General features: G+C 66.2%; 4 protein-coding genes and 2 pseudogenes. 3 read left to right on the top strand and 3 right to left on the bottom strand.

The annotated features are described in order from the left end of the window. Nucleotides 1-251: 251 nt before the first annotated feature. Nucleotides 252-866 (top strand): annotated as a pseudogene (locus tag ABZ880_RS48400) (DUF2637 domain-containing protein); the annotation flags it as partial. A gap of 490 nt (nucleotides 867-1,356) precedes the next feature. On the opposite strand, the gene ABZ880_RS48395 reads toward ABZ880_RS48400, so the two are convergent. Further along, nucleotides 1,357-3,147 (bottom strand): reverse transcriptase domain-containing protein, encoded by a 1,791-nt coding sequence (locus ABZ880_RS48395; protein ID WP_361277445.1) that lies wholly within the window; start codon nucleotides 3,145-3,147, stop codon nucleotides 1,357-1,359. A 552-nt stretch (nucleotides 3,148-3,699) separates the two neighbouring features. Here ABZ880_RS48395 and ABZ880_RS48390 point away from each other — a divergent pair. Then, nucleotides 3,700-4,035 (top strand): hypothetical protein, encoded by a 336-nt coding sequence (locus ABZ880_RS48390; RefSeq protein ID WP_361277444.1) that lies wholly within the window; start codon nucleotides 3,700-3,702, stop codon nucleotides 4,033-4,035. 955 nt (nucleotides 4,036-4,990) lie between these two features. Here the strand turns inward: ABZ880_RS48390 and ABZ880_RS48385 are convergent. Further along, nucleotides 4,991-7,864, bottom strand: coding sequence for a hypothetical protein (locus tag ABZ880_RS48385; protein ID WP_361277443.1), 2,874 nt, complete (start codon nucleotides 7,862-7,864; stop codon nucleotides 4,991-4,993). Between the two features lie 324 nt (nucleotides 7,865-8,188). On the opposite strand from ABZ880_RS48385, the pseudogene ABZ880_RS48380 reads away from it, so the two are divergent. Further along, nucleotides 8,189-8,644: pseudogene (locus ABZ880_RS48380) on the top strand (NAD-dependent DNA ligase LigA); the annotation flags it as partial. Between the two features lie 457 nt (nucleotides 8,645-9,101). On the opposite strand, the gene ABZ880_RS48375 reads toward ABZ880_RS48380, so the two are convergent. Continuing rightward, entirely contained in the window at nucleotides 9,102-9,722 is a 621-nt protein-coding gene (locus tag ABZ880_RS48375) for a hypothetical protein (protein WP_361277442.1), read from the bottom strand. Nucleotides 9,723-12,399 lie beyond the last annotated feature (2,677 nt).

Here is a 12,399-nt window from a genome sequence, read left to right as displayed (position 1 = left end):
CTGCTCACGAAGTCGCGGACCCTACACCGGCCACTGCCGTGACGACCCGCATACGATCAGCGCCACCCACCCCACCCGCAGCACACCCGACACACCCGACGACGCCGCCCCTTCCCACGGGCCGAACGCACCGCGAGCCGACAACACCGCCCTCTCCCACGGGCCGAAGGGCGCACACCCAGCCCCCGGAGGCGCCTCCGCCCAGCCGGCGCGGCACACCACCGGCCCTCAGCCGCCCCCAGCAAGGCCTCATCGCCACGGTCGTTTCCGGCGCGGTCATCACCGCCGGCATCGGCTTCGCCGGTTCGTATGCCGCGCTCCGCGAGCTGGCCCTCACCAAGGGCTTCGGCACCTTCTCCTACGTCTTCCCGATCGGCATCGACGCGGGCATCTGCGTGCTGCTCGCCCTCGACCTCCTCCTCACCTGGCTCCGCACACCGTTCCCGCTGCTGCGGCAGACGGCCTGGCTGCTCACCAGCGCGACGATCGCCTTCAACGGCGCGGCGGCCTGGCCCGACCCGCTGGGCGCGGGCATGCACGCGGTCATCCCCCTGCTGTTCGTGGTGACCGTCGAGGCGGCCCGGCACGCCACCGGCCGCCTCGCCGACCTCACCGCCGACCAGCACATGGAGGGCGTCCGCCCCACCCGCTGGCTGCTCTCCCCCCTCCCCACGCTCCTCCTCTGGCGCCGGATGAAACTGTGGGAACTGCGCTCCTACCAGCAGGCCATCAAGCTCGAGCAGCAGCGCCTGGTCTACCAGGCACGACTGCGTGCACGGTACGGCCGCACCTGGCGCCACAAAGCCCCGGTAGAGGCCCTGATACCGCTGCGGCTCGCCCGCCACGGCATACCGCTCACCCAAACCACCCCACCAGGCCCCACGGCTGGCCTCCCACCCACCACCGAGGTGCCGGCCCCCACCCGATCCAACCTCCCCGACCGCGCTGCACCACCCATCCATAAGCACGAGCAGCAGACGACCGAGCCGGACACAGCCCCGCCGCAGCCTGTCCCAACCCGCCCGGCCGAGTCGTCACGTGACACGCCGGCACCCACCCCACAAACCGCCGCCGTCCACCGCAAGCACGCCACCGACCACCCCCCAGAACAGAGCGAACCTCCCAAGGCGCCGCCCGCCGGCGCCACCACGCGCCACACCACAACGCGACGCACCCCCCAGGCGAACACCGCCCTGCGTGTCCTACCGGACCAGGACCACACCTCCCGACAACCAGCCGCCCCGAACACGGCCGGTGAAGTAGGCCGCCGACGAGGTGCCCATGGTGTGGGTCCTTTTCCGACGGCCCCTTCCCGAACGGTGCGGGCCAGTTTCCCGGCACACCGCTCTCCAGTGGTCATTTCCGGGTTGAGGCTGTGGCACGGCCTGCGTGGATGTCCTGGTGGCAGGGCAGGCAGACCACGAGGGTCTTGCGGCGCCGTTTCGCCATCAGGCGGATCCAGGTGGACCGAGGTGGTCGACCGGGCCGGTTGAGGTCAGCGAGTTTGCGGATGTGGTGGACCTGTAAGGCAGTCCGCCGTCCGCAGAGTTCGCACTCCTCGGCCAGGAGCCGGTGCAGCAGTTCGTTATTGCCTGCGCGGCTTTCTGGCGGCGCGGCGTCGGTCAGCCTGGCAGTGCGCTGGCGCTTGAGCGGTATGCCGCCGAAGCGCGCGATGAGCGGTTCCCTTCCTCCGTCTCGGTGGACCGTGACTTCGAGGCACCTCCTGGGCCCGTAGGGGGTGTCGATGGTCGTTTTGAGCTTGTGCGCCATCGCCCCTACGGAGGACTTGTGCTTGTTCGCCAAGGTCGCGAGCAGGGAGTACCCCATCACCCAGTACAGCCGGTTGAACCGGAACACGTCCTGCGCGAGGAGGTAGTAGTGAACCAACCCCCGGTACTCCGCCTGGTACTGAGACACAATCGAGTAGTCGCTGTCGTGAATCAGCACGCCACGGTGCACCGGCTTCCCGCGCTTCATGTACAGCGCGCAGCGCTGCCGGATTACCTGCCCAGGCACGAAGAGGCCGATGGTCCCGTTCACGCCTCGGAGACCGCCGGTGATCCTCGTGTTGGCGTACTGGGTCTTGATGTCGTAGCCGAGGAAGCGCGCCGGCTGGCTGGCGGCGTGCGTGATCAGGGTCTTGGACTCGGACAGTTCCAGTTTGAGGTCATCGCGCAGGAACCGACGGATCCGGGCCTTGATTTCCTCTGCTTCGCCCTTGGGCCCAGCGAACCCGAGCAGCCAGTCGTCGGCGTACCTGACGTACCGCAATCGCCGGTAGCCGGGGTCGAACGGGTCTCCGACCGGAAGGCGGCGCTTCTGCTTGCGCAGTTGCCTTACCGCTTCGCGGTCGCCGCGTTTGCGGGCCCGGGTCATCCGGTTGTGGACGCTTGCGTACGCAGGGCTTCTCCGGCGCTGTTTGCCCCGGTTGTAATCCGGCATCAGCTGCTGTTCAACGAACTGGTCGAGCCGGTCCAGGTAGATGTTGGACAGGATCGGCGAGGCGACACCGCCCTGCGGCGCACCGCTGAGGGTGGCGTTCCATCGCCAGTCCTCCAGATACCCGGCTTTGAGCATCCGGTCGATCAGGTGCAGGAACCTGCCATCGTGGATCTTCGCTGCGAGGGTCTCGACCAGGATCGTGTGGTCGAGGGATCCGAAGCAGTCGGAGATGTCACCCTCGATGAACCAGTGGGTTCCCTGCCAGTTGTCCACGATCTCGCGCAGGGCGGTGTGACAGCCCCGGCGCGGGCGGAATCCGTGGGACCGGTCCGAGAACTGGACGTCGTAGTACGCCTCAAGGAGCAGGCGCACCACTTCAGCGACCAGTTTGTCCGACCAGGTCGGCAGGCCCAGCGGGCGTTTCTTCCTGGATCCCTTCTTCTCGATGTACACCCGTCGTGCTGGCATCCACCGATACGACTCGCGGCGCAAGGCCCCGATGATCGCGTCGATTTTGGCCAGCGACATACCGTCCGCGGTCTCCCCGTTCACCCCGGGAGTCATCGCACCCGCATTGGTGCGGATGCGCCCATAGGCAAGGAGGAACAACTCACGATTGAACAGCTGCCGGTACAGCCTCTCCAGCGGCAGGCCACGCCTGCCGCGTTCCCGGATGACGCTCAGCACCGTTTCGGCGCTCTGCATTTCGCATACCTCCCTTCGCCGAGCGTCAAGAACACCTGTGCCCCTTCGCCCTGCGACCGGCTTTCCCGGTCTCCGTGGCAGGTCGCTACTCCTGCGACTACTACGGGCACTCCGTCACCTTGGGGCTCGCGCCCTGTAGGTGATCCCGTGGTACGTCTTCGCTGTACGTATCGAGCGCGAGGTAGGCCGCCCACTCATCCCCTTGGCCGTCCTCGTTGGACGGCGGTCCACAACCCAGAGGGTGCCTCGGCCATCGGCCGTGACCAGGGCAGGGTGCGGCACCGGTTTCAGGCGTCGTTCCGGCGGGTCGGTAGTTTTACCACCTGGGGATTGGGCTTCAGGCAGTACAGCTTTGGCCATGTCGCGCGGGTCTCGCGGCACCCCGTCCGAGACGCTTTCGAACGGCCACCGTTGATCTGGCATGCTCTTGTCCCCTCGCGCTTTCGCGTCCAGGTAAGCCAGGAGACCCAAGAACCTCCCTCCTGTTCCTCCCGACTGCGTCGGGGATACAACGAAGCGCCTCACGGCGCACACCGCTACTACCTCGCATGGATGCAGTACCAGGCCGACAACGGCAACGAGCCCACGGCGCAGCAACTGTCCGCCTACCTCGCCGCCCACGGCCAGCACGGCCGCGGACAAACACCGATCAGCCCCGCCCACCTACGCCGCTACCTCCTCCCCTACCGCATCTACACCATCTGGGCCCAACACCGCCAACACGACCCCAACCCGCCACTCCAGGCCATCACCCAGGAATGCGCCACCCACCACATCACCGCCCAATACAACAAACCCCTCACCCCCGACCACATCGAGAAACTGACCGCAGACTTCGAACGACGCTGGCACACCCTCCACACACACCCCACCACGGAGGAGCAGTAACCACACCACGCACCACCACACCACCCGCAGCCAGCCCCAACCCCGTTGCCTCCGCTATCCGCCCAACGCACCACCGGAACACGGCGGCCCAGCCCGACACGACGCCCCCTCGCCGCTCCCCGTACTCTGCACACCCCAGCACGGACACGGCGCCCCACACGACGCCCTCAACAGCCGAAATCGCGGACACACCCAGTCCGCGACAGGCACCGCCCGGTCCACCGACGCCGCAGGCCGCCGACAGGCGCCCCTCGCACGCAATCGACACCAGCAACCGGCCGCACCCCGCCCCCCAGCACGACGGGGGGAAGATCTCCGAACGCGCCGGGCTGGGCATGCCCCAAGAGTTCGGCGAAGGCGCCCCCTGGCGCATCCTCGCCACCTGAATACCTCACCCTCGGCACACCGCCGTCCAGCACCTCCTCCTGACCAGGCCGAGGTGGAGGCACGCCGCCCGCATGCTCCACTCGGCCGGCGACTTCCTCACCCGTGGCGCCCAGGACGCCACGGCCGAACGGCCGCAACCCGCGCCGGTCCCCGGAGATGGCCAGCCTGCCCAAGCCCAGCGTGACCGCCCGACACCGCCTCCACCACATCGCCCAACGAGTCCACGACAACCCCGCCCTCCTGGACATCGCGGCCGAGCAGCTGCACGCGGCCGCCGACGAGTGCGTACGCCGCGGCCGACTGCTCACCCCTCCCCACGCAACCAAGCACAACCCCCGGCCCAAGACCGTCACCGTCCTCGAGGACCTGGCCCGGCTCAGTGCCCACCCCGCGCATCTGGCCAGGCCTGCGCCCTGCTCACCACGGTGGAACCGCCCACCGTCGTCTCCACACCACCCAGCCCCCGCCTCACCCGCATCACCCAAGGCACCGAAGTCGACATCCCGGTCCGCCTCCTGGAACGCAAAGACCCGGACTTGCTCCACCGGTTGCTCCTCTGGTAGGCGTTCTACCGGGATTCTGAGACGGACGGTGTGGGGGAGCCGGATTGATCTGGCTCTTGGGCGGTAGGTGAGTGCAGCAGTGCCACGGTGGCGGCGCCCGCGAGGGCGGTGGCGAGCGTCGTCACTGCAGCGACCGTTACGGCTGCTGCCGGCGCACCGAGAGCTGTGACGCTGCGAAGATTGCGAATGGCTGCCCAAGGCAGCTGAGCTGTAACGGCGATCTTCCGTTCCCACCACAGCCCCAGCAGCATGCAGAAGGCAACTGACTCACCAAGCCGAAGGAGCACGGCGATGCCGAGATTGCCGGCCCCTGTTGACTGTGGGAACAGCACCAGCAGTACCTCTGGTGCTGCGATTGCCGCGAGTAGCCTTGCCGCCTTGGCCATGGGCGCACGGCCAGGAATCATTGGGTAGAAGTGGCCGTACACGAACCCGTACCCAACCCAGCGCAGAGAGTGCCGCAGCAGATCCAGGATCTGCACCAGGGTGAGCGAGACGAACCAGCCGCGGACTGCCCACAGGTCATAGAGGATCATCGGCAGACTCAAGACGAATGCGGAGACCGCTGCCATTCGCCCCAGGGCCCATGGGCTCAAACCAGCATTGCTGCCCAGCGCCCTTCGCTCGTGCGAGAACGGATCAGAGGCCGACGATGCCCCCGACACCGGAGTGTTCATTGCGCGCCACTTGGTGCGGAAGTCCTCGACTGATCCCTCATTCCCAGCGATAGTGGCGCCCGCGTCTCTGGCGAGCCGTTGCTGTGCACGGCTCATCAATTCCCGCTCGGCGAAATCCTGCACCCGCATCAGATGAGTATTGGAGTTGATGAGGAGCTCATCCAAGTTCTGCATCCGCCGTTTAGGGGCCAACAGCACTGTAAAGCTGATGGCGATGGCTAAAGCGACAACTGCAAGATAGCGGAAGGGCGCAGCGGAACTCACAACAATCGGCTCGCCAGCTAAGACCAACACGCTGGCCACAACTGGGATCATCCGCCGGTCAGGACCGCTCTGAGAATCCTGTCCGCGATGCCGCAGAAGTAGCGTCGCGGCAAGTATTGCGACACAGGCAGCGGCGTCAGTGCTGACAAGAGCGTATCCAAAATGTAGAGATTCCGGGCCAAGATCCCAATATCTTCCGTACCCGCCATGAGGGTCAACCACCGGAAGATACAGCACTACGCATACGCCTGCGGCAGCGACGAGACGGCGCCTGCTGCGCCTGAAGGTCGGCGAATCAGTAACTAGCATAAGAATGAGCGCAGGCAGCCACAGGGTTCCAGAGAGAGCCGCCATGAGACCGCTGGGAGCATCGAAAACGGTGTAATAGATGCCCGCATCGTACTCGTATGCTCTCCAGGTGGCCATTATTGTCGCGCTGACGACAGCGGCGTTGGCCCATACATGAGGAATCCCGGAGCTGCGGCGCCTAAGCCGTAGGTAAAAGTAGGCCGTTAGCCCTACGATCAAGGGTAGCAAGTAAGGGCTGATCTTGAATCCTGATGAAGTCCACACGTCAAGCGCAAAGCAGAAAATGGAGAGACAGGCATAAACAGCCACGGATGCGCGATATGCCCACGCTCGTCCGACTGCCGGTATAGGGGCGTAAAGCCATAAGAGCCAAGCCGCCAGGGAAGGGACCAGGACGGCACACAGGACACTCAAGCGGGAATCCAGATGTCCATAATAGTAACCGTATCCCGGGATCGACGCCAGCAATGCCACCCATATAATGCTTGGTATCAAAAAGTCGACAGAGAACCAGCGTCGCCCACGGCCAGAGCCGGCCGGGCGAGCCGAATGGCGCAGCACAAGAAAGGGAACCCCCGCGATCAGCACGCTTAGCAGAAATAGGAAGAAAAGATGAGGGATTGACAGCCCTGCCAGCATTAGCAATAAGGTAGTGATGCATGGCATCAGTACTCCGATCGCGAACCACGGCTGCCCCTGGTCGGGGAACGTCCGTTGAAGGCTAGGCGGATGGTGTACCGCATTTAGGATGGAGAGCGCTACAGTCAGTACGCTCAGCGAGAGTGCGAACACCGTGACCAGCGATGCACGACGAGAGATGTTTCGAGGATCTCCCGGCTGCCCTGGGCCGTCATACCAGCGCTCAATCACGCGCTTGCTATCTGCCCCCGTCATAATTCCGGTGATATCAGCAGCGCGAGAGCCGAGCAGTAGGGAAACCGTGTTGACGTGCTGCGCTGAGGCGCTGGCTCCGCTGACCCGTTGCACAGGCCAATTCTCTAGCAGGACCTTAGCGCGCCGGGTCGTTCGCTCGGGTGTATAGCCCCTATCGTCTAGCTTGTAAGCATCAACTTCTCCCCAGGATGGTGGTCCTATTTCCACCTGCACTGTGATCGGATGACATCTGGCCAGTGCGCAGGAAAGGTGACCTCGCGCCGTAATCAAGGCGTTCGAATCTGGGGATTTTTGAGAAATGGTGAGCGTCCATCCATCAGCCTCAACCTCGGGCCCCTCCACCCAGGTAATCACGGTGCCAACGATGGAAGAGAGTGCCTTCTTGAGGATAAATCCGTCCGGTGACGCGCGAAATTGGTTGAGCAGTCGGTCATTGGGTTTAAGTGTTAACTGGTGGATTACGGTCGCGACCACCTGTGTATGATCTTGCCGAATTTCTACCGTGGTCATGAAGTCGCGCCGAGGGTGGCTCTTGTCGAGTGTGGCACTGCGCCAGGGTGCAGTCTTCCAACTGAATGGATTTTTCGTGCTCGCATCTTCGTCGAAGAAATTACGGACGTTCGCATGCGCCACTACAATGAACATCAGTGCCACGTAGCCACATAGGACCCAAAGGGCAATCCAGCGTAGCCATTTAGGTATGGATGCCAGGCTTCCTTGCGGATTTGAGGTCATCCGACGCCTCCGGGATCAAACGCACTTGCTTGAGCGAAGGCTAGTTGACACTGTGGATCCCCTGCTACGTATGCGACGCAATTGATGAATGCCACTTCTACTTGCCGCGGGTATCGTTGAGCTGCCAGCATCGCTTCTATCGAAAATCCGAGTGTGAAATGGCGCTTTCCGGTTCGCCTGCGCCCGGCCCCTCACTGCGCAGGGTGACTCCCCGGATGCGCCCGCGTCCGTACGCCCGGCGTAGACACACCACCGCAGCCAGTAGCCCGAAGAGGGCAAAATCACACCGTTGCGTTGTCAGTGGTGGCGTGCAGGAGTGCGGGCATGACCACACCAGCTGCAGTGATCGTGGATGGCGCCGCCTACGCGCAGGCGGTCGAGGACGCGGTGAAGGCGTCGGCCGCCTACTACGCGGGCGGCACCTCGCCTCTGGAGGACGACGCCTACGACCGGCTGGTGCGTGGCAGCGCCGCGTGGGAGGCCGACCATCCCGACCAGGTGCTGTCCGACTCCCCGACGGGGAAGGTCGCCGGCGGCGCCGTTCAGGGCGATGTCCCGCACACGGTGGCGATGCTGAGCCTGGACAACGTGTTCTCGCCGGAGGAGTTCACCGCCTGGACCGCCTCGCTGGTCCGGAGGATCGGCCACGAGGTCGAACGGTTCAGTGTCGAGCCGAAGCTGGACGGGCTCGCGGTCGCCGCCCGCTACACCGGCGGCCGCCTGAGACAGCTGATCACCCGCGGGGACGGGACGGCCGGGGAGGACGTCTCGCACGCGATCGCCCACGATCTGCGCCACCCGCACCCCGGGACTATCGGAAGTGTCGGCGCGATAGCCGGCCTGGGCCAGCGGGAGCTGTTCAAGCGGGCCCATGAGCTGGAAGACCTGGAGTTGCCCGTCGCGCCCGCCGACGCGGGGTGTTCCGCCGTCCACGGTCTGTGCACCAGGGAGACCGGGGCATGCCCGGGGCGGTGCGCGGCCACATACCCCTCAAGCACCCCATATTGAGGGGCGCTAAACGACGTCAGAGCCAATCAGCCCGTTCCTCGAACCCGACCTGCCGCCCGCCGACGAGCCCGACTGACCCCCACCAGTCCACTCGTGCGGGAGGGAGGTGACCGCCCATGCTGCACCTCGTCGTCGACCTGTACGTCGGCCTCAGCGCCTGCCTCGGACTCTGAGGTGGCACGACTACGCCCCGCCCCTGCCTGCGCAGGCGGCGGGGCGCTTCGTCGTGTCAGAACTCCAGCTGCTTCTTCACCTCGGCCACATCAGGACCTGTGTCACTCGTGGGTGCCGTCCACCGGTGCGTGTTATAAGTGCCGTCCACGTAGACGAGGGTGCCGCCTTTGGCCTGCGCCGCCGTCAGGTCGAAGACCTTCGCGCGCAACTGGTACGAGCCGGGTTCGATCATCCCAGCGTTGTTGTACTGGTCCATGACCACGTTGTAGGCGTTGCCGTTGCCCTCGTTGATGGACTGCCCGTCCGGCGCGAGCCACTTCCAGCCGCCGCCATTCGCGGGCGGCTCCTCGTCCGCAGCGACAGCTGTCACGGCCTTGTCTCTTGTGGTGACGACGACGAACGTGCCGTACTGCGACGTCTCCCCGCCGCCCTTCTTCCTGTACACGATGTTCGTTGGCGTGATCTCTAGAACGCCTGTCTCGGCCACGCCTGTTGTCTGGGCTGGCTTCCCGAACGGCGTGTCCTTCGGCGTGGCCGGCGCGGACGGCTTGCTGCTGGCCGACGTGGAAGCCAGTGCCTTCGGAGCCGCGTCGGGTTTCTTATCGCTGCCGCCGCTGCATGCGGTGAGTGCGGCGAGAAGCAGGGCGGCCGTGGCCGCGGTTGCGCGTGCGCGCATGGGTCCCCCAGGGTTGAACGTGCCGACACGGTAAAGCATGTGCGCCCTACAGGTACCCGCTTGTCGCCGAGCCGTGACACACCGGCGCCCCGCTCCTTGCCGCAACGGCGGTGGGGAGCGGGGCGCCTTCGCCGTCCCCTGAGCGCAGCCGCAGGCCCGAGAAGCCCGCGCGCCAGACGCATCCACTGCCTGATGCGTGAGTGCGGCTAGTGGATAGGAGGGCCGGAGCCGACGGGCAACGGCCCTCCGTCGCGTCAGGCGCTACGGCGCAGCATGTAGACCCGTCGGCCGCCGCGCGGGCTTTCGCCGTAAAGACGCGGACGAAGAGGCCGCGCCGGTCCTCGTCGACGTCGACTTCCGGAGTACGGCCCGGCCGGAACCTGATCACCTACCCCGAACCCCTCACCCTCGCCGCAGCCCTCGACCGCCTGCCCCCACACCCCCTGACACACGCGCAGCAGACCGCCTTCCTCCACCACCTCGCCGGCCGCCTCCAACTCCCCCGCCTCACACCCGCCGACCACGACCTCCTCTGGCAATGCCTGACCACCCGCTGAACCAATCCACACCCCTCGCTGCCCAGCCCCGACAGAACAGGCCCACAACTCCCGTACCTATAGACGCGCCAACTACTCTGCGCAAAAACCGCCACCACACTCAACCCGCTGCGCAGCCATAAACGCCCAGCTCAGCACACGTACCACCCGTCGTCGACACCACGGCCCCGCGTAAGCCTTCCCCACGCAACAGGCATACCGCTCAGTACAGCTGAGCAACAGCAGGCCACAAACAAGATCAATAAGCAGGCGTAACAGCTACGCCACACGGGACCATCCCCGCGGGCGCGGGGAGCAGGGAAGCCCCTCGCTCTGCTCACGTTCCTCCTCGGGACCATCCCCGCGGGCGCGGGGAGCAGTGGCCGGGTTGACCATCAACGTCAGCCCCGGTGGGACCATCCCCGCGGGCGCGGGGAGCAGGCGGCGACGGCGTTCACCCATGCCTGGGTGTCGGGACCTTCCCCGCGGGTGCGGGGAGCAGATCTTGCCCTCGCCCGCCGCGGTTTTGAGCCCGGGACCATCCCCGCGGGTGCAGGGAGCAGCAGGAGATCTGCGGCGGCCTCAACCTGCTGCCGGGACCATCCCCGCGGGTGCGGGGAGCAGACCGTCACGATCTCGGCCACTCCGTGAACGAAGGGACCAGCCCCGTGGGTTCGGGGAGCAGAGGTCGGGGAACTGGAACACGCCGCGCGGGTTGGGACCATCCCCGCGGGCGCGGGAAGCAGCTGCGCCTCGTACTCCGCCCGGGCGGACTCGAGGGACCATCCCCGCGGGTGCGGGGAGCAGTACCGGCCGCCGGTCAGCTGGCGCGGGTCGTCGGGACCATCCCCGCGGGTGCGGGGAACAGGCGGGAGGGTGCTCCCATTCGCCGGTGCGTTTGGGACCATCCCCGCGGGTGCGGGGAGCAGTTGCCGGCGCCCTGGCCGATCAACCTCGTCTCGGGACCATCCCCGCGGGTGCGCAAGCAGAACTTGGTGCCGGCCGAGTCGCCGATCGGCTCGGGACCATACCCGCGGGACAGGGAGCAGGCCAACAGCGGCGAGTTCACGCGGTCCGCCCCGGGACCATTGCCGCAGGTGCGGGGAGCAACGCCAAACGGGATCAGGTGTGTTGCCCGTGTCGAGACCATCCCCGCGGGTGCGGGGAGCAGACGCTGGTGTGGGCGAGGGATTCCTGGGTGAGGGGACCATCCCCGCGGGTGCGAGGACCAGTACTTGGTCGAGTGGACCTCGAAGCGGCCGGTGGGACCATCCCCGGGGGTGCGGGGAGCAGTACACCCCGGACTAATGGTGGCAGGTAGGATGGGGACCATCCCCGCGGGTGCGGGAAGCAGCGCTGAGTTCGGACCCGGGCGCGCCAGTCCTTGGGGCCATCCCCGGGGTGCGGGGAGCAGCACACGCACTCCCACACGGCGGCTGACCCGTGGAGACCGTCCCCGCGGGTGCGGGGAGCAGCCATCGACGAACGCCCGGCACCAGCCGACCTTGAGACCATCCCCGCGGGTGCGTGGAGCAGCCTTCGGTGCCGACGCGCAGCCACTCGGCGTAGGGACTATCCCCGCGGGTGCACGGAGCAGGTGTGGAGGTCGTCCAGGGTGGTGGCGACGTAGGGACCATCCCCGCAGGTGCGGGGAACAGAGGTACTTTCCGCAGACGCTCTCCTTGTAGTTGGGAGCATCCCCGGGGGTGCGTTCTCGGCACCCTGACCGATGAGCCGGATCTCTGGACCATCCCCGCGGGCGCGGGGAGCAGCCGGTGGACGGGCCGGTGCGCAGGTTCCAGCCGGGACCATCCCCGCAGGTACGGGTAGCAGGCGATCCCATAGAACCGGGCGTTGCCACCCGTGGAACCATCCCCGCGGGTGCCGGGCGCAGACGAAACGGTCCTTGAAGGTGCAGCCAGTCTGGGGGACATCCCCGCTAGTGCGGGAAGCGGGCTGAGTCAAGCTGGGCCCAGGTCTCTACTGTGCGAGGAGCAGCATCATCGAGCTCCGTGCTCCCCGCCTGATGGCGACTTGATCTTCTTAGGTGCTGCAGGTACACGCTGGCATCCATCCTATTGGGCACGAACTCGATGACGCACTAACCTCGTTGCCGGTACTGAACGGCATGGTGGCGGGGG

It is taken from the genome of Streptomyces sp. NPDC047043 (genome assembly GCF_040644055.1).
Taxonomy (GTDB): Bacteria; Actinomycetota; Actinomycetes; order Streptomycetales; family Streptomycetaceae; genus Streptomyces.
Note: the sequence above shows the minus strand (reverse complement) of the source record. Positions and strands in the feature narration are given on the sequence as shown.

Excerpts from the sequence above, each read along its gene's own strand:
- ABZ880_RS48395 (WP_361277445.1), bottom strand. The coding sequence starts at position 3,147 with ATGCAGAGCGCCGAAACGGTGCTGAGCGTCATCCGGGAACGCGGCAGG.
- ABZ880_RS48390 (WP_361277444.1), top strand. The coding sequence starts at position 3,700 with ATGCAGTACCAGGCCGACAACGGCAACGAGCCCACGGCGCAGCAACTG.
- ABZ880_RS48385 (WP_361277443.1), bottom strand. The coding sequence starts at position 7,864 with ATGACCTCAAATCCGCAAGGAAGCCTGGCATCCATACCTAAATGGCTA.
- ABZ880_RS48375 (WP_361277442.1), bottom strand. The coding sequence starts at position 9,722 with ATGCGCGCACGCGCAACCGCGGCCACGGCCGCCCTGCTTCTCGCCGCA.